16 protein-coding genes and 2 other RNA genes are annotated in these 17469 nt (G+C 52.9%); 7 read left to right on the top strand and 11 right to left on the bottom strand.

Features of this window, described 5'->3' with window-relative positions:
- Window positions 1–96 precede the first annotated feature (96 nt).
- The gene (gene yeaG / locus BMI79_RS02575; RefSeq protein WP_076940255.1) at window positions 97–2031 is read right to left on the bottom strand and encodes a protein kinase YeaG; all 1935 of its coding nucleotides are present in this window, start codon (window positions 2029–2031) and stop codon (window positions 97–99) included.
- A 486-nt stretch (window positions 2032–2517) separates the two neighbouring features.
- Between yeaG and BMI79_RS02570 the strand changes: the two genes are divergently transcribed.
- Window positions 2518–3222 carry a MipA/OmpV family protein gene (locus BMI79_RS02570; RefSeq protein WP_076940254.1) on the top strand — a complete coding sequence of 235 codons (705 nt, stop codon included), beginning with the start codon at window positions 2518–2520 and terminating at the stop codon, window positions 3220–3222.
- 94 nt (window positions 3223–3316) lie between these two features.
- Here the strand turns inward: BMI79_RS02570 and BMI79_RS02565 are convergent, their stop codons facing one another.
- Window positions 3317–4192: a D-hexose-6-phosphate mutarotase gene (locus tag BMI79_RS02565; protein WP_076940253.1), complete on the bottom strand. Its 876-nt coding sequence runs from the start codon at window positions 4190–4192 to the stop codon at window positions 3317–3319.
- 86 nt (window positions 4193–4278) lie between these two features.
- Window positions 4279–5274, bottom strand: a complete 996-nt coding sequence (gapA, locus tag BMI79_RS02560) for a glyceraldehyde-3-phosphate dehydrogenase (RefSeq protein ID WP_076940252.1) — start codon at window positions 5272–5274, stop codon at window positions 4279–4281.
- A gap of 346 nt (window positions 5275–5620) precedes the next feature.
- On the opposite strand from gapA, the gene msrB reads away from it, so the two are divergent.
- A complete protein-coding gene (gene msrB, locus BMI79_RS02555) occupies window positions 5621–6034 on the top strand; it encodes a peptide-methionine (R)-S-oxide reductase MsrB (protein WP_076940251.1) in 414 nt (137 codons plus the stop codon).
- Window positions 6035–6098: 64 nt separating this feature from the next.
- The gene (locus BMI79_RS02550; protein WP_076940250.1) at window positions 6099–6371 is read left to right on the top strand and encodes a YeaC family protein; all 273 of its coding nucleotides are present in this window, start codon (window positions 6099–6101) and stop codon (window positions 6369–6371) included.
- 126 nt (window positions 6372–6497) lie between these two features.
- Here the strand turns inward: BMI79_RS02550 and pncA are convergent, their stop codons facing one another.
- The 3 genes from pncA to sppA all read right to left on the bottom strand — a co-directional run bounded on the left by pncA (window position 6498) and on the right by sppA (window position 10098).
- Window positions 6498–7130, bottom strand: coding sequence for a bifunctional nicotinamidase/pyrazinamidase (gene pncA / locus BMI79_RS02545; protein WP_076940249.1), 633 nt, complete (start codon window positions 7128–7130; stop codon window positions 6498–6500).
- A 17-nt stretch (window positions 7131–7147) separates the two neighbouring features.
- Entirely contained in the window at window positions 7148–8164 is a 1017-nt protein-coding gene (gene ansA, locus BMI79_RS02540) for an asparaginase (protein WP_076940248.1), read from the bottom strand.
- Window positions 8165–8244: 80 nt separating this feature from the next.
- Window positions 8245–10098, bottom strand: coding sequence for a signal peptide peptidase SppA (gene sppA, locus BMI79_RS02535; RefSeq protein WP_076940247.1), 1854 nt, complete (start codon window positions 10096–10098; stop codon window positions 8245–8247).
- Between the two features lie 160 nt (window positions 10099–10258).
- Here sppA and BMI79_RS02530 point away from each other — a divergent pair, with 160 nt between their 5' ends.
- From BMI79_RS02530 to BMI79_RS02515, 4 genes are all read left to right on the top strand, one after another.
- The gene (locus tag BMI79_RS02530) at window positions 10259–10810 is read left to right on the top strand and encodes an NAD(P)H nitroreductase (protein WP_076940246.1); all 552 of its coding nucleotides are present in this window, start codon (window positions 10259–10261) and stop codon (window positions 10808–10810) included.
- Between the two features lie 168 nt (window positions 10811–10978).
- Window positions 10979–12022, top strand: coding sequence for a selenide, water dikinase SelD (gene selD / locus BMI79_RS02525; protein WP_076940245.1), 1044 nt, complete (start codon window positions 10979–10981; stop codon window positions 12020–12022).
- 8 nt (window positions 12023–12030) lie between these two features.
- On the top strand, window positions 12031–13140 hold the full coding sequence (gene mnmH / locus BMI79_RS02520) for a tRNA 2-selenouridine(34) synthase MnmH (RefSeq protein WP_076940393.1): 1110 nt from the start codon (window positions 12031–12033) through the stop codon (window positions 13138–13140).
- Window positions 13140–15050: a DNA topoisomerase III gene (locus tag BMI79_RS02515; RefSeq protein ID WP_076940244.1), complete on the top strand. Its 1911-nt coding sequence runs from the start codon at window positions 13140–13142 to the stop codon at window positions 15048–15050. The genes mnmH and BMI79_RS02515 overlap by 1 nt, the downstream gene beginning before the upstream one ends.
- Window positions 15051–15096: 46 nt before the next feature.
- Here the strand turns inward: BMI79_RS02515 and BMI79_RS02510 are convergent, their stop codons facing one another.
- From BMI79_RS02510 to BMI79_RS02490, 5 genes are all read right to left on the bottom strand, one after another.
- Entirely contained in the window at window positions 15097–15492 is a 396-nt protein-coding gene (locus BMI79_RS02510) for a pyrimidine (deoxy)nucleoside triphosphate diphosphatase (protein ID WP_076940392.1), read from the bottom strand.
- A 43-nt stretch (window positions 15493–15535) separates the two neighbouring features.
- On the bottom strand, window positions 15536–16342 hold the full coding sequence (gene xthA, locus BMI79_RS02505; protein WP_076940243.1) for an exodeoxyribonuclease III: 807 nt from the start codon (window positions 16340–16342) through the stop codon (window positions 15536–15538).
- A gap of 102 nt (window positions 16343–16444) precedes the next feature.
- Complete coding sequence (locus BMI79_RS02500) at window positions 16445–17017, bottom strand: LOG family protein (RefSeq protein WP_076940242.1); 573 nt, start codon at window positions 17015–17017, stop codon at window positions 16445–16447.
- A gap of 92 nt (window positions 17018–17109) precedes the next feature.
- Window positions 17110–17209: non-coding RNA, RtT sRNA (locus BMI79_RS02495), on the bottom strand.
- 48 nt (window positions 17210–17257) lie between these two features.
- Window positions 17258–17385: non-coding RNA, RtT sRNA (locus tag BMI79_RS02490), on the bottom strand.
- Window positions 17386–17469 lie beyond the last annotated feature (84 nt).

Genomic DNA, 17469 nt, shown 5'->3' with positions numbered 1-17469 from the left:
ACTTTCTCTACCTGCAGCTTCCAGGTTGCAGCCCGTTGGCTGCAACCCGAAAGTCACTAGGTATACAGGCTATCTATGACGCCATGGCCGCAAACATTATGAAGATTTCCTTACCCGCAGGTACCATTCGCACAGCAGACGAACCTGTTTACGGGTATAGCCTTTCTCCATCATACGGTCGACGAAGTCATCGTGTTTCTTCTGCTCATCCGTTGAGGTTTTCGCATTGAAGGAAATGACTGGCAGCAACTCTTCGGTATTCGAGAACATTTTCTTCTCGATCACCGTCCGCAGTTTCTCGTAACTGGTCCAGTTTGGATTCCGGCCACTATTATTGGCGCGGGCACGCAGAACAAAGTTGACGATCTCGTTGCGGAAATCTTTCGGGTTGCTGATACCCGCTGGTTTTTCGATTTTCTCCAGTTCAGCATTCAAGGACTCACGGTCAAACAGTTGGCCGGTATCGGGGTCACGGTACTCCTGATCCTGGATCCAGAAATCAGCGTAGGTGACATAGCGGTCAAAAATGTTCTGGCCGTATTCGGAGTAAGATTCCAGATAAGCGGTCTGGATTTCCTTGCCGATAAACTCGGCGTATTTCGGAATCAGATAGCCTTTCAGGTGCTCCAGGTATTTTTCAGCCTGATCCTGTGGGAACTGCTCGCGTTCGATCTGCTGTTCCAGCACGTAGAACAGATGGACCGGGTTTGCAGCCACTTCAACATGATCAAAGTTGAATACCCGAGACAGAATTTTGAAGGCGAAACGGGTCGAAAGACCGTTCATTCCCTCATCAACCCCGGCATAGTCGCGGTATTCCTGATACGACTTGGCTTTCGGATCGGTGTCTTTCAGGCTTTCGCCGTCATAAACCCGCATCTTCGAGTAGATACTGGAGTTTTCTGGCTCTTTCAGCCGCGAGAGCACGGTAAAGCGGGCCAACGTTTCCAGTGTGCCAGGGGCGCACGGCGCGTGTGTCAGCTCACTGTGATCCAGCAGCTTGTCGTAGATTTTGATCTCTTCTGACACCCGCAGGCAGTAAGGCACCTTGACGATGTAAACACGGTCGAGGAAAGCCTCGTTGTTTTTGTTGTTACGGAAGGTCACCCATTCCGATTCGTTCGAGTGTGCCAAGATAATACCGCTGAACGGCAGGGCAGAAATCCCCTCAGTCCCGTTGTAGTTACCTTCCTGGGTGGCCGTCAGCAGAGGATGTAGCACTTTAATCGGTGCTTTAAACATCTCGACGAACTCCATGATCCCTTGGTTGGCACGGCACAGGGCACCGGAATAACCGTAGGCATCTGGATCGTTCTGCGCGTGGTTTTCCAGTTTACGGATGTCCACTTTGCCCACCAGTGCGGAAATATCCTGGTTGTTCTCATCGCCAGGTTCGGTTTTGGCGATGGCAATTTGGTCAAGGATGGAAGGGCGAACCTTCACAACTTTGAATTTGGTGATGTCACCGCCGAACTCATGCAGGCGTTTCGCTGCCCACGGCGACATAATGGTGCCGAGATAGCGCATGGGGATGTTGTATTCTTTTTCCAGAATATTGGCATCTTCCTGCGGGTTGAACAGGCACAGCGGATGGTCATTGACCGGGCTGCGCTCCCCATTAGCGCTCAGGGTGTAAATAGGCACGCGTTGCATCAGCGCTTTCAAACGTTCTGCAAGCGATGACTTACCGCCACCCACCGGGCCCAGCAGGTAAAGGATCTGTTTCTTCTCTTCAAGCCCTTGAGCGGCGTGCTTCAGGTAAGAGACTATCTGTTCGATAGCTTCTTCCATACCGTAGAATTCTTCGAATGCCGGATAGCGTGCGATCACTCTGTTGGAGAACAGGCGCGACATGCGTGACTCAAGCGCGGTGTCCACCATGACTGGTTCACCGATAGCCATCAGCAGACGTTCCGCCGCATTGGCATATGCACTGCGATCTTGCCGGCAAATGGTAAGAAATTCCTGCAGTGTGAACTCTTCGTCCTTGGCAGCTTCGTAGCGCTGGCGATAGTGGTCAAATATGTTCATGGCGATGCCCGTCCTTTCGTTATTAGCACAGGTTAAAGGGAGCTGGTGTTGGTATTCTGGCTCCCGAAAGAGCGACGTTATCTCTGAGTACAGCAACTCGTATGCCAACTTGGTGCGCTTATTATCGCGAGTTGCGCTGTATTGCCACTGAGCCCAGGATAATTCACCTTCTGATTTAAGCGTAGTTGCATACTGGAAAATTTCCTGCATGAAAAAAAGCTTTTTTTAAGTCATATCAATGACTCAGTTATTTCATAGTGGCCAAATGCCTTATCTGGCGCGGGTTGCGGCCAAATATGCTAAGGTTCTGCCATCAAAAATTCATACTTCTGTTCTAAGTTATTCGATCTTGGTCATTTTATATTGTAAAGATTAGGCAGGTAGTTACATTTTCACATAAACTATATTCATCGTTTACTCTGCTATTTACGGAAAAAACCAGTGAAGATATCTCATTTCAAAACGCTAGCAATTGTCGCTTCTGCAATGGTGTGTGCGCATAGTGCTCAAGCAGGGAACTTGTCTCTCGGGGCAGGTGTACTGGTTACGCCAGAGCCGTATCTTGGTTATCAAACCCGTGTGTACCCGTTGCCCATCATTAACTATGAAGATGACAACTTCTACTTTCGCAGCCTGACGGCTGGTTATTATCTGTGGAATGACCAACAGAACAAATTGAGCGTGATGGCGTATTACCTTCCTCAGTCTTTTCAGCCTGACGACAGTGACGATGAGCGCATGAAACGCTTAGATAAACGTCGTGGCACGCTGATGGCTGGCCTAACGTATTCCTATAATACAGAGTGGGGAACTATCCGTACTGCATTATCGGCGGATACGTTGGACAACAGCAACGGTATGCTGGGGGATGTGACGTATCTCCACCGTTTTATGCTGGATAACTGGATGTTAGTGCCAGGAGTCGGGATAACCTGGAGCAGTAAGAACCAAACTGATTATTACTATGGCGTTAGCGATCACGAATCTCGTCGTAGCGGCCTAGACAGCTATTCGGCAGGTAATAGCTTTGCGCCCTATGTTGAACTGACGGCAAATTACAGATTCAACCCTAATTGGAATGCGTTTGTCACCGGCCGCTATATCCACTTGTCTAGCGAAGTTAAGGATAGCCCGATGGTTGATAAATCATATACGGCTATTTTACTGACCGGGGTAAGTTACAACTTCTGAGTTAACTTGCACGATAATTGTGCGTCGGTTGCACTAAAAAGGGGCGATAGCGCCCCTTTTGCACAATCCCAATGCAGTAGCATTCAGGGCAGACTTAGCCGCTTTGGCGGCTGCGGAACGTCACTGCCAAACGTGCAGGTTGTTCACCTGTGGCAAGCAGCGGTTTAGTCACTCGGCCAGTTTCCACGCACACCATAGTTTTATACCCTTCATCCGTCATATCTGCCATGCTGGCAGACAGTGCTGCACCTGGGTTCCAGGCGATCACGTCGCTCATATCATGATGATTGACTTCGATGGCGCGCTGCAAAGCCGGATCTTTAATCAGGCTGCGTGTCGTGGGCTGGGTATAGACCCGATCGGTTTGGCCGACAAAGACGAGCTCTCCTGCCTGACGCGCGTCAGCGACATGTGCCACCTTATCGATATAGTGTTCACCAAGGCCGGCAACGCTGATGCGAGTGATATCGCCAATTTCGAAATAGGTATGTAGCGCAGCGGTTGCCTGATAATCACCCTGAGATTCCAGCTCAATCTCACATTCTTCACCCAGCTTGAAGCGGGCGATGAGCGTAAAGGCATGTGGCCAATGAGCGCGTGTTTGTGCGCTATCTTGCAGCGTAAAGGTTAGGTTCACGCCGTTTTCATCTTCATCGTGGGCCGTTAAGCACCAAGGCTGATTGCGTGCGAAACCGTGAGAGGGGGTTCCCGCTGTGCCGAACCAGGGCCAGCAAATCGGCACGCCACCGCGGATCGCGATACCTTGTTTGAATGGGGTATTCTCACTTAGCCAGATCACTGGCCGATCGCCTTCGGGTTGCCAGGCCAGCAAATGCGCACCCTGTAAGCTAATGGCTGCTCGTACTTTGGGATGAGTTACTACCACTACCGGCAGCTCATCCAACTGACGCTGGCTGATAAAGGGAGTGATTTGTTCGGTAACGGGTAGGGTGAAGATTTTCTCGTACACGTAAGTTGCCTTCTTTTCGCCGCAAAAAACCAGTAAAAAGGGCGACACTAATGTCGCCCTTATGATCACTACCACCTCACGCCAGATTACTTGGAGATGTGAGCGATCAGATCCAATACTTTGTTAGAGTAACCTGTTTCGTTGTCGTACCAAGAAACCAGTTTCACAAAGGTGTCGCTCAACGCGATACCGGCTTTCGCATCGAATACGGAAGTCAGTGTTTCGCCGTTGAAATCGGTAGAAACCACTTCGTCTTCGGTGTAACCCAGCACGCCTTTCAGCTCGCCTTCAGAAGCGGCTTTGATAGCAGCACAGATTTCTTTGTAGGAAGCTGGTTTTGCCAGACGAGCAGTCAGGTCAACCACAGACACGTTCGGGGTAGGAACGCGGAACGCCATACCGGTCAGTTTGCCGTTCAGTTCTGGGATAACTTTACCTACTGCTTTAGCAGCACCGGTAGAAGAAGGGATGATGTTCTGGGCTGCGCCGCGGCCGCCGCGCCAGTCTTTGTGAGACGGGCCATCAACGGTTTTTTGAGTTGCGGTGGTTGCATGAACCGTGGTCATCAGCGCTTCAACGATACCGAACTTGTCGTTGATCACTTTGGCCAGCGGTGCCAGGCAGTTGGTGGTGCAAGATGCGTTAGAAACGATTTCTTGGCCAGCGTAAGATTTATGGTTCACGCCCATAACGAACATTGGGGTGTCATCTTTAGATGGACCTGTCAGAACCACTTTCTTGGCGCCTGCAGCGATGTGCTTACGTGCAGTTTCGTCAGTCAGGAACAGGCCTGTTGCTTCAGCAACGACGTCAACGTTGACTTCGTTCCACTTCAGGTTAGCCGGGTCTCTTTCTGAGGTACAACGGATGGTCTTACCGTTAACAACCAGGTGGCCGTCTTTAACTTCTACAGTACCGTCGAAACGGCCATGGGTAGAGTCGTACTTCAGCATGTAAGCCATGTACTCTGCGTCTAACAGATCGTTGATTGCAACGATTTCAATGTCAGAACGTTCCTGAGCAGCACGGAAAACAATGCGACCGATACGGCCAAAACCGTTGATACCTACTTTGATAGTCATATATTCCACCAGCTATTTGTTAGTGAATAAAAGGTTGGTTGTAAAATTACAAAAACCTTACCGAGCGTCAAGCGGAATCGTGTCAATTCTTGCGGCAAGTCAAACCTGAAACCCGGTTTTGCACGCTTATTGCACATTCCATTTACGTTTGGTCTCATCTTGATATGGGGGCAAACCACTAAGTATAAAGTCACTGTGCACAATATATGTGATTAGGATCACATTAGTCGTGGCGTGACCTTACGCGCTATAGTTTAGGCTAAAAAGGCCTGCAAAGTTGTTAATTTTTTGTTACCATTACTCATTGTTTTCGTTGATGTTATCGACTATTTCGGGAATCGCACAAATGGCTAAAGAGACAATGCCTCATCAACCCGTCACGGAACTGAATGAAATCCAACGCTATGTTACGCAGGAGCGTGGCACAGAAGCGCCATACTCCGGTAAGTTGCTGCACAACAAACGTGATGGGGTGTACCATTGCCTGTGTTGCAACGCACCGCTGTTTTACTCTGACAGCAAGTATGATTCTGGCTGTGGATGGCCCAGTTTCTACCAGCCGGTTTCTGATGATGCCATTCTATATCTTGATGATAATTCACATAATATGCATCGCGTTGAGATCCGCTGTGGCCATTGTGATGCGCATCTGGGACACGTATTCCCCGATGGCCCGCAGCCAACGGGTGAACGTTACTGTGTCAACTCGGCATCATTGAGTTTTACCGACAATGAGAGTGGTGAGAAAACGGTGGGTTAGGGAGTAAATTGATCAACAAAATCGATTCAGCTAATTATTCATCTGTGAGTGAGGAAACGCATTGATGGAAGTGAAAGACCTGATTGCGGCCATGACGCCAGAAATCTACCAGCGGTTGGTGCAGGCCGTGGAACTGGGTAAATGGCCTGATGGTGTTGCCCTGACGCCGGAACAGAAAGAAAACAGCCTGCAGGCGGTAATGCTCTGGCAGTCGATGCACAATGCCGATCCCCAGCATATGAGCATTGGCACCGATGGGCAGATTGTGATGAAAAGCAAGCAGGAGCTGAAACAGCAGTTTATTGCCGAGCCTTTGGTGAAGCTGAAACCGCAGTAAGCTGGCATGTAGGGCGATGTCAGCATCGCCCTTGCGGCTATACTTGATGCTTAATCTTTTAGCTCACTGATGAACCAAGCGTTTATTATCGTCTGCGCGATATCCCCAGAACGGCGGCCCATAGCGTTAGCGTTGGATAAACTGTGACAGTGTCACCAATTGCGCTCCTGCTTGCTGCATCGCCAATAGCGCTTGTTGGCTATCTTCCGGTTGCAGATTGACGCCTCGGCATCCCTCTGTGATCACCATGGTGTGGTAACCCAGATGCAAGGCGTCCAACACGCTGAATTTGACGCAATAATCCGTTGCTAACCCCATCACGGCAAGATGGGTGATCCCCTGAGACTTCAGCCAGTTATCAAGAGCCGTTTGCGTGCGACGGCCATTATCAAAAAACGCACTGTAGCTATCGATGTTCGGGTTTTCACCCTTACGAAACACCGCCGCCAGTGCCTGTTGCTTGAGCTGCGGATGGAATGCGGCTCCAGAAGTGCCTTGCACGCAGTGTATCGGCCACCAAACCTGCGGTAATCCTTCAAGCTCACCGAGCGTACCGGGTTGCGCGTGAGAGTTCACCGCAAAGCTGCGGTGATTGGCCGGGTGCCAATCCTGGCTGGCAATCACGGCCTCCTGCCGGGCCAGACAGGCTTCGATCGCCTGATTGGCAATGGCGATGGTCTGATCGCCTTCGGCAACCGCCAGCGCGCCACCGGGGCAAAAATCGTTTTGCAAATCAATCAGCAGTAGGGCAGTTTTCATTTCCACTCCACGATCGGTTAGCCCGCAGCACTCAGTTCACCACGCAGATCCTGTTGCATCTGGCTGCGAATTTCTTCCGGCGTCAGAGGTTGGCTCAACAGGTAATGCAGCTTGGTTAAGGCAGCCTCTACCGTCATATCAAAGCCGCTGATCACGCCAGCATGGGCCAGGGCATTGCCGGTGGCATATCCCTCCATGTTGACCCGGCCAGAGATGCACTGAGTCAAGTTAACCACTACGATGCCACGCGCAGAGGCATCGCGCAATTCATCCACCAGTTCTGCCTTCTGTGGCGCATTGCCGACGCCATAAGAGCGCAGGATCAGGGCTTTTACCGGTTGCAGCAAGAAGTTACGCACTACCGCACTGGAAATCCCTGGATATATGGTGACCACGCCGATCGGTTGTGGCGTAATGTTATGCACTATCAGATCGCCGTTACAAACCGGGGAAGCAATGCCGGTTTGGCGGCGGATATGGATCCCGGCCTCCAGCAGCGGCGGCAGGTTGGGTGAGGCGAAGGCGTCAAAGCCGTCGGCATGGGCTTTAGTGGTGCGATTGCCGCGAAACAGTTTGTTGTTGAAAAACAGACAAACTTCATTCACCGGGTGATGGGCCGCCAGATACAGTGCATTCAGCAGATTAGTCTGGCCGTCGGAACGTAGTTCTGCTAAAGGAATCTGTGACCCTGTCACAATAACCGGTTTATCCAGGTTTTCCAGCATGAAGGATAACGCCGAGGCGGTAAAAGCCATGGTATCGGTGCCGTGCAGGATGACAAAACCATCATATTGATCGTAATGCTGCTTAATATCGTCGGCAATATGCTGCCAGTCTTCCGGCGTCATATCAGAGGAGTCGATCAGCGGTGCATACTCATGGATGGTGAAGTCGGGCATTTCCGGGCGATGGAATTCGGTCATCAGCGACAGCTGGTGCTGCAAGTGGCCGGAAACCGGAATATAGCCGTGTTCAGAACGTTGCATCCCGATCGTGCCACCGGTATAGGCGACGTAAATGGATTTCTTGTGCATAACATAAATCTTAATAGATTCCAGATGAGCTGAATTATAGAGGAATAAGCCCGGCAGATGCCGGGCCAGAGAGCCATGTGCTAACGCACTTCACCACAGGTCAGGCAGATAGCATAACGATGCTGCGGATCGTTCAGATTATTGAACAAGCCAGGTTGCTCCTTCACTGCCAAAGCAACGGAAGCCAGCGGAGCTGGCAGCATCGACTGGAGAGCCGCAGGCAGCATTGCATGGATGGAAACACCAAACTGGCTGAGGATCATATCTGCCAGGCTTGGATTATCCACAAACCAGTTAAGCTGCCACTGCGGCAGTTTGGCCAACTCGGCGGCTTTCTTCACGGCGTCATCAAAGTCACCCAATTGATCGACCAGGCCATTTTTCTTGGCATCATTGCCAAGCCAGACGTGGCCCTGAGCGATGTGGTCAACCTGCTCTGGTGTCATATTCCGTGCTTTAGCCACCAGGTTGATAAAGTTCTTGTAGCCGTTCTCGATGTTCAACTGCATCATTTGCGAGAACTCGGCTGGTAACGCCTTGGTGATCGCTAAATCGGCCAACGGTGAGGTGGCTACCCCGTCGGTATGCACCCCAATGCTGCTCAGCGTGTTTTCAAAGGTGTTGATAATACCAAAGATGCCGATGGAGCCGGTGAGGGTACTCGGGCTGGCGATGATGTAATCCGCAGGTGTTGAAACCCAGTAACCACCGGAAGCGGCCATCCCCCCCATGGAGACGACCACCGGTTTTCCGGCTGCTCGCACGGCGGCCAGCTCAGAACGGATCACCTCAGAAGCGCTTACGCTGCCGCCAGGGCTATTCACACGGAAGACCACCGCTTTGATTTTCGGATCCAGGCGCGCCTGGCGCAGCTGTGCCGCAGTGCTATCACCACCGACGGTTCCAGGGGTTTGCTGGCCATCCATGATCGCGCCGTTAGCGAAGATGACAGCGATTTCACCCCCCTGATCCGGCGTTGATTTAGGCTGATAGTCGTAGATGCTGACCGCGTTGAAATCATTGGTCTGCTTGTCCCAGCCGAAGGTTTTTATCAACTGAGCTTCAACCTCGGGGCGTGAAGCCAGTTCATCAACCTGTTTGCTTTCCAGAGCAAACTTGCCCGTATCACCCCCTGCGGCTTGCAGGCCAGAGAGGATTGCCGCAGCCCCTGGGAACAGCTGTTCTGGCGTCAGTTGACGATTGGCGGCGACGGTTGACAGGTAATTCTGCCACAGGCCACCCACCCAGCGGCTGTCGGCATCGCGGGCTTCCGGAGACATATCGTTGCGGATCAGCGGTTCCACCGCGGATTTATAAGTCCCGACCCGGAAAATATGGGTCGTGACTTTCAGGGTGTCCAGCAAGGACTTGTAATACAGGTTGTTGATCGCAAAGCCGTGGAGATCGACTCCCCCTTGTGGGGACAGATAGATTTTATTGGCATAGCTGGCCAGATAGTATTGTGTCTGATTGTAGCTGTCGCCAATGGCGAAGATCGGTTTGCCACTGTCGCGGAATTCGCGCAGCGCTTTGCCAATATATTGCAAGGAAGGTTGATCGGCACCGGCGAACTCATTGAGCTGCAACACCATACCCGTGATGTTTTTATCATCTTTGGCCTTACGAATCATATCCACCAGGTCAAACAGCGAGTTCTCTTGCAGACGATTACTGGAGGCACCCAATAGCTCACGGCCCCATTGGCGAACCCGGCTGTTCACAGACGGCTGGTCAACCACAACGCCGCTCAGGTTCACCAGCAACGCGCCTCGTGGTGTTTCCACCGGCGTGCTGCTTTGGAAAGAAAGATAGATGCCGGCTCCAACCAGGATCAGCAGAATCAAAAATAAGTTCAGGATAAATTCCCTGATAAAATTCAGCAGACGCCAGGCCCACTTGAAAACGCCAGAAATGAATCGCCACAATGTGCGCATGTGCTCTCCAAAAAGAGTCGAGAATGTCCCGCTATCCTAATGAGCGGCCGAAGAAATGTCAGCTTTAAATCGTAAGCTATAGACAGTATTGCAGAGGCTGTAACTCACTGTGTAGCTATGTTAACGTGATCCGAATGAAAATTATTATCAGGAGATTATAATGGATGCACTGGATCTTTTACTGAATCGCCGTTCGGCATCACGTTTGGCCGCTCCTGCGCCAACGGGTGAAGCGCGTCAGAATATTATCAATGCCGGGTTACGCGCTCCCGATCATGGCGCATTGCAGCCGTGGCGATTTGTGCTGATCGAAAATCAGGGGTTAGAACGTTTCAGCGCCTTGTTACAGGCGGCGGCAAAGCATGATGAACTGGATGAGGCTGCCGTTGAAAAAGCCAGGCAGGCCCCGTTCCGCGCCCCGTTGATCATTACTGTGGTGGCGCATTGCAGTGAAAATCCGAAAATCCCCCGCTGGGAACAGGTGATTTCTGCCGGTTGTGCCGTGCAGGCGATGCAGATGGCGGCATTGGCACAAGGGTTCAATGGCATCTGGCGTACCGGTGCCTGGACGGAACATCCGCTGGTGCGGGAGGCTTTTGCCTGCCGTGAACAGGATGAGATCGTTGGTTTCCTTTATCTCGGTACCCCACAGCTGAAAGCCACAACCAAAGTGGTGCCTCCAGACAGCACGCCTTTCGTCAGCTATTTCTGATCATGCCTGCGGGTTATTGGCGGAAAGTGCGCGATACCCCGCAGTTTTGTACTGTTTCTGAGCAGGCTATACGCATAATGCCAGCCTGCTCTTACCAATCCCCTCGGCAAGCGTTACCCTATACCCCATTGTGATATTCTGAAGCTTATTACCCAAAGGGAGTGGACTATGACATCGCCGGTCATTCGTTTAACCCAGTACAGCCACGGGGCTGGCTGCGGCTGCAAAATCTCGCCGAAAGTTCTCGAAACGATACTGCATAGCGAACAGGAAAAGTTTGTTGATCCGCGTTTACTGGTGGGCAACGAAACCCGTGATGATGCGGCGGTGTATGACATCGGTAATGGTGTTGGCATTATCAGTACCACGGATTTCTTCATGCCGATCGTCGATAACCCGTTTGATTTTGGCCGTATCGCGGCCACTAACGCCATCAGCGATGTCTATGCCATGGGCGGTAAGCCGATTATGGCGATTGCCATCCTGGGCTGGCCGATTGCGACGCTGCCTGCGGAAGTGGCACAGCAGGTGATAGACGGCGGGCGTTATGCCTGCCAGCAGGCAGGAATCGCCCTGGCTGGCGGCCATTCGATCGACGCACCTGAGCCGATCTTCGGCCTGGCGGTGACCGGTATCGTCAGCACTGAGCGGGTGAAGAAAAACAGCGCTGCACAGGCAGGGGCGAAACTGTTTCTGACCAAGCCACTGGGGATTGGCGTGCTAACAACGGCAGAGAAGAAAAGCAAACTGCGGCCAGAGCACGAAGGGCTGGCGACGCAGGTGATGTGCCAGTTGAACAAGCCTGGCACGGACTTTGCCGACGTGGCCGGTGTGACGGCAATGACCGATGTGACGGGTTTTGGCTTACTGGGGCATCTCAGCGAAATGTGCCAGGGTTCTGAGTTGCAGGCGACAGTGTGGTTTGATCAGGTGCCGAAACTGCCCGATATCGAACGCTATATCAGCGAGGGCTGCGTACCGGGTGGCACTGGCCGTAACTTCGACAGCTATGGCCACCTGATAGGCACCATGAGCGATTTGCAGCGCCAGTTATTGTGCGATCCGCAGACCTCCGGCGGTTTACTGCTGGCCGTGCTGCCGGAAGCTGAGGCAGAGGTGCAGGCGATTGCTGCGCGCCACGGCATCACGCTGAAGACCATCGGTGAACTGCACACCGCCCAGCCGGGCAAACCGCTGATTGAGGTTGTCTAGTGTTAGCCATGCAGACTCGGCAGGATACCGACGACTATCGGCGCATTTTTCTGCAAGATGTGCCACTGATTGATGTGCGTGCGCCCATCGAGTTTCAGCAGGGGGCATTTCCAACGGCCATTAACCTGCCGTTGATGAACGACAATGAACGACAGGCGGTGGGAACCTGTTACAAGCAACACGGCCAGCAGGCGGCGATTGCTCTTGGGCATCGTCTGGTTAATGGCTCCTTGCGGGAGCAACGTACTCAAGCCTGGATCGCCGAATGTGCCCGGCAACCACAGGGGTATATTTATTGCTTCCGTGGTGGGTTGCGTTCGCAACTGGTGCAGCAGTGGCTACGTGAGGCCGGGGTAGACTATCCGCGAGTTAGCGGTGGCTACAAGGCACTGCGTACCTTCCTGCTGGAGACTCTGGAGTCCTGCGCTGCGCTGCCGATGGTGATCGTAGGTGGGAATACCGGCAGTGGCAAAACGTTGTTGATCAATGAGCTGATGGCAGGCATTGACTTGGAAGGTGTCGCCCGTCATCGCGGATCGTCTTTTGGCCGCACGCTGGTGGAACAACATACGCAGATTGATTTTGAGAACCACTTGGCCGTACGGATGTTGAAAAAGCAGCATGCAGGCTGCCGCCACTGGGTGCTGGAAGATGAAAGCCGGATCATCGGCTCCAATAATTTACCATTGGCATTGTTCAACGGCATGCAACAGGCGCCCTTAGTGGTGATCGACGATCCGTTTGAGGTTCGTCTGGCCCGCCTGCAGGCGGAATACATCGAGCAGATGCGTTTGGCTTTTGAACACGCCTACGGTGAGCAGGAAGGTTGGCAAAAATACGCCGAGTATCTGCACCACGGTTTGTTCGCGATTCGCCGCCGTTTGGGGTTGGAGCGTTTCCAGCAATTGACGCAATGGTTGGATCAGGCGTTGCGGTTGCAGCGGACCCAGGGCAATAGCGATGCTCACCAGCAATGGCTGGTGCCGTTGTTACAGCACTATTACGATCCGATGTATCGCTATCAGTTAGAGAAGAAGACCCAGCGGATGATCTTCCGTGGTAACTATGCTGAAGTTAGAGAATTCCTGATGACGTACAGCCAGAATAGCGGTGAATAATGCGACTGTTTATTGCCGAAAAACCGAGTTTGGCGCGCGCCATTGCCGATGTGTTACCTAAACCCCACCGCCGGGGGGATGGATTTATTGCCTGCGGCAACAACGATGTGGTGACCTGGTGCGTTGGCCATCTATTAGAGCAGGCGCAGCCGGATGCGTACGACAGCCGTTATGCGCGCTGGTCGCTGGCGGATCTGCCGATTATTCCCCAGAAGTGGCTGCTGCAGCCGCGTCCTTCGGTCAGCAAGCAGTTAAATGCGATAAAAAGGCTGTTAACGGAAGCCGATGAAGTGGTCCATGCCGGTGACCCGGATCGTGAAGGGCAGTTGCTGGTTGATGAAGTGCTGGATTACCTGGCGTTAACGCCAGAAAAGCGCCAGAGCGTGCGCCGCTGCCTGATCAACGATCTCAACCCGCAGGCGGTGGAGCGGGCTATCGAACGCCTGCGCGATAACCGCGACTTTATTCCGCTATGTGTTTCCGCGCTGGCGCGTGCGCGTGCCGACTGGCTGTATGGCATCAATATGACCCGTGCCTACACGCTGTTGGGGCGCAATGCGGGCTATGACGGGGTGCTATCGGTTGGACGGGTGCAAACGCCGGTGTTAGGGCTAGTGGTGCGGCGTGACGAAGAGATTGAAAACTTCGTACCTAAAGATTTCTTTGAAGTGAAAGCGCATATCGTTACGCCGAAAGAGGAGCGTTTTGTTGCACTGTGGCAACCGAGCGACTCCTGTGAGCCTTATCAGGATGAAGAGGGGCGCTTGCTGCATCGCCCGTTGGCCGAGCATGTGGTCAAGCGTATTGAGGGCCAGCCTGCGCGGGTGACCTCTTATAATGATAAACGGGAATCAGATACCGCCCCGTTGCCGTTTTCCCTTTCCACGCTGCAAATCGAGGCAGCGAAGCGTTTTAACCTCAGTGCCCAGCAGGTGCTGGATATCTGCCAGCGGCTGTATGAAACCCATAAGTTAATTACTTACCCGCGCTCCGACAGCCGCTACCTGCCAGAAGAGCATTTCGCCGGGCGCCATGCGGTGCTGAACGCCATCAGCGTGCATCAGCCAGACCTTTACCCGCAACCGGTGATCGACAGTGAACGCCGTAACCGTTGCTGGGATGATAAAAAGGTGGATGCACACCATGCGATCATCCCGACGGCCCGTGCCAGCAGAGCCAACCTGAGCCAAGACGAACTGAGCGTCTATGGTCTGGTGGCCCGTCAATATCTGATGCAGTTCTGCCCGGATGCGATGTTCCGCAAATGTGTCATTGAACTGGATATCGCCGGTGGAAAGTTTATCGCCAAGGCGCGTTTTCTGGCTGAAGCCGGTTGGCGTACCCTGCTGGGCAGTAAAGAGCGTGATGAGGAAAATGAAGGCGCACCCTTGCCTGTGGTCGCCAAGGATGACGAACTGCTGTGTGAGCGGGGTGAAGTGGTGGAACGCCAGACGCAGCCGCCGCGGCCATTCACCGATGCCAGCCTGCTTTCTGCCATGACCGGGATTGCGCGTTTTGTGCAAGACAAAGCATTAAAGAAAATTCTGCGTGCCACCGATGGTTTAGGCACGGAAGCAACGCGTGCGGGCATTGTCGAGCTATTGTTCAAGCGGGCGTTTCTCTACAAGAAAGGGCGCTATATCCATTCCAGTGAAACCGGGCGGGCGTTGATTCATTCCCTGCCGGATCTGGCTGCACGGCCTGACATGACGGCGCAGTGGGAGGCTACCCTGACGCAAATCAGCGAGAAATCCTGCCGTTATCAGGACTTTATGCAGCCGCTGGAAGGCACCCTGCAGGAGCTGATTTATCAGGCCAAACAAAGCCGGGCCAGCATGGCGTTTCGCGGTTTACCACCTCCGCCTGCCGCAGGGGCGAAAAAACGTAAAAAAAGTGCTCCCAAGGCGTAGTGCGGGTTAGCTCAGTACAAAGCTGCATCATCAAGCAGCCATTAGCTCAGTTGGGTAAGGTAGCAATATAGCTTTCCAGCAGTGGGATATCTGCCGGGGCGAGGGGGTAATCACGCGCTTGCCGCGGCGTTACCCAGGCCAGTGCCGAATGGCAGCGCTGTTGCAATTCACCGCTGAAAGTCTCGATCTGCCAGACATGCAAACGGATGATTCTTTCACCTTGCTGCCACTGCGTGCTGGCAAGGTAATTTCCTACGCAGGCCACAATGCCCAACTCTTCGTGCAGTTCACGAGCCAGAGCCTGTGGCTGGCTCTCATGCGCTTCAACCTTGCCACCGGGGAACTCCCACAAACCGGCCTGATCGCTACTGCTATCGCGCTGGGCGAGTAAAATTCTGCCGTCTTTTTCCATAATGGCGGCGACAACGTCGATGATTTTCATATGAATGATCGGTAAGGCCCCGTTATCACCACGGGGCAGGGAATTACAGTGAAAACTCGGCCCAGACCGGCGCATGGTCGGAAGGTTTTTCCATCCCGCGGATCTGATAGTCAATACCCGTCGCCTTGCAGCGTGCGGCCAGAGGCGTGCTGGCCAGTAACAGATCGATACGCAGCCCACGGTTTTCATCGAAGCCGCGCGAACGGTAATCAAACCATGAGAACTCGTCGTTGCGCTCCGGGTTGGCATGGCGATAGGTATCCACCAACCCCCAGTCCAATAGGCGTTCCATCCATTCACGCTCTTCAGGTAGGAAAGAACATTTGCCGGTACGCAACCAACGTTTGCGGCTATCTTCGCCGATGCCGATATCAAAATCACTGGGGCTGATGTTCATATCACCCATGATCAATACCGGGGATTCCGCAGAAAGCTGCTGCTCCAAGTAATTTTGAAGATCCTGATAGAAACGGGTTTTGGCCGGGAATTTGACCGGGTGGTCGCGGCTCTCTCCTTGCGGAAAATAGCCATTAATCACCGTCAGCGTTCCCTGTGGAGTCGCCAGATCGGCCATGATAATCCGGCGTTGGGCATCGTCTTCGTCAGTCGGAAAACCACGACGCACGGCAAGCGGTTTCTCTTTGGTCAGCAGGGCAACACCGTAGTGGCTTTTTTGCCCATGGTAGAACACGTGATAACCATGCTGGCTTACCTCTTCCAGCGGAAACATATCGTCGTGAACTTTTGTTTCCTGTAGGCCGATCACATCCGGCTGATGTTGATCAATAATAGCGGCCAGTTGATGTGGACGTGCACGCAGTCCATTGATATTAAAAGAGACAAACTTCATGAGCGATGCCGTTTTTATCAGAAAAATGTGTTCAGATAGTAGCAGAGTTTGGCCGGAAAGGTAACGCGGACCAGCGGCAGAGGGCCGCTGGCTGAGGAAGGATTATTTTGCCCAACGGTCGTAATTTTTGGCTTGGTAATCGTCAAGCTGTTGTAACAGAGTTTGTGCTGAATGACTGATGTGCAGGGTGTTGAGGTAATCCTGGCGCATGAAGCCCTGATCGGCCACCTGCTGCAAAAAACCACTCAATGGACGATAAAAGTCGTTTACATTCAGCAACCCGACCGGCTTGTTGTGATAGCCGATCTGCCCCCAGGTCCAGATTTCGAACAGCTCTTCCAAGGTACCAATACCGCCCGGCAGAGCAATAAATCCGTCAGCCAGCTCGGCCATCCGCGCTTTGCGGGTATGCATATCAGGCACCACTTCCAGCTTGGTTAAACCACGATGCGCTGTTTCTGCCTCCACTAAACGTTCGGGGATGACGCCCACAACTTCGCCGCCAGCTTCGAGTACCGCGTCGGCGACAATGCCCATCAGCCCTTTTTTACCGCCACCATAGATTAAACGCCGCCCCTGAGTGGCAATCACCTGCCCCAGAATACGCGCATTTTCAGCATAGGCCGGGTTAATCCCTTCGCTGGCACCACAAAAAACGCAGATATTGTTACGCATACACAGTTCCTTACCGCTTTCAAAGAAGCCAGTGGTATAACGAATTGCGAGCGGGAGTTCAAGTAGGGGATTCATTGGTTGGATCGACGTAAGCGCTGAGTGGGAAGGATGACCGCGCTAAAGCGCGTTGTCTCGCTGCGCTCGACTCGAACCTTGGTCGAAGCTTCTCATCCTTCCCCCTGTGCGAAGAAATATGGGTATACGGAGTTGATTGTGACTTTGGGGGGGATTATACAAGGATGGTGGTGGGGGAAGGATAACTCGTCGCGTTGCTCCTCGCCCTTCGGGCCGCGCTAAAGCGCGTTGTCTCGCTGCGCTCGACTCGAACCTTGGTCGAAGCTTCTCATCCTTCCCCTGTGCGAAGAAATATGGGTACACGGAGTTGATTGTGACTTTGGGGGGATTATACAAGGATGGTGGTGGGGGAAGGATTCGAACCTTCGAAGTCTGTG

Source organism: Serratia oryzae, from assembly GCF_001976145.1.
GTDB lineage: Bacteria > Pseudomonadota > Gammaproteobacteria > Enterobacterales > Enterobacteriaceae > Chania > Chania oryzae.
This window is presented reverse-complemented; position numbering and strand designations above follow the sequence as displayed.

Bases quoted from the DNA above. Each gene is read 5' to 3' on its own strand.
- yeaG (WP_076940255.1), bottom strand. From the start codon at position 2,031: ATGAACATATTTGACCACTATCGCCAGCGCTACGAAGCTGCCAAGGAC.
- BMI79_RS02570 (WP_076940254.1), top strand. From the start codon at position 2,518: ATGGTGTGTGCGCATAGTGCTCAAGCAGGGAACTTGTCTCTCGGGGCA.
- gapA (WP_076940252.1), bottom strand. From the start codon at position 5,274: ATGACTATCAAAGTAGGTATCAACGGTTTTGGCCGTATCGGTCGCATT.
- msrB (WP_076940251.1), top strand. From the start codon at position 5,621: ATGGCTAAAGAGACAATGCCTCATCAACCCGTCACGGAACTGAATGAA.
- BMI79_RS02550 (WP_076940250.1), top strand. From the start codon at position 6,099: ATGGAAGTGAAAGACCTGATTGCGGCCATGACGCCAGAAATCTACCAG.
- pncA (WP_076940249.1), bottom strand. From the start codon at position 7,130: ATGAAAACTGCCCTACTGCTGATTGATTTGCAAAACGATTTTTGCCCC.
- ansA (WP_076940248.1), bottom strand. From the start codon at position 8,164: ATGCACAAGAAATCCATTTACGTCGCCTATACCGGTGGCACGATCGGG.
- sppA (WP_076940247.1), bottom strand. From the start codon at position 10,098: ATGCGCACATTGTGGCGATTCATTTCTGGCGTTTTCAAGTGGGCCTGG.
- BMI79_RS02530 (WP_076940246.1), top strand. From the start codon at position 10,259: ATGGATGCACTGGATCTTTTACTGAATCGCCGTTCGGCATCACGTTTG.
- selD (WP_076940245.1), top strand. From the start codon at position 10,979: ATGACATCGCCGGTCATTCGTTTAACCCAGTACAGCCACGGGGCTGGC.
- mnmH (WP_076940393.1), top strand. From the start codon at position 12,031: ATGCAGACTCGGCAGGATACCGACGACTATCGGCGCATTTTTCTGCAA.
- BMI79_RS02515 (WP_076940244.1), top strand. From the start codon at position 13,140: ATGCGACTGTTTATTGCCGAAAAACCGAGTTTGGCGCGCGCCATTGCC.
- BMI79_RS02510 (WP_076940392.1), bottom strand. From the start codon at position 15,492: ATGAAAATCATCGACGTTGTCGCCGCCATTATGGAAAAAGACGGCAGA.
- xthA (WP_076940243.1), bottom strand. From the start codon at position 16,342: ATGAAGTTTGTCTCTTTTAATATCAATGGACTGCGTGCACGTCCACAT.
- BMI79_RS02500 (WP_076940242.1), bottom strand. From the start codon at position 17,017: ATGCGTAACAATATCTGCGTTTTTTGTGGTGCCAGCGAAGGGATTAAC.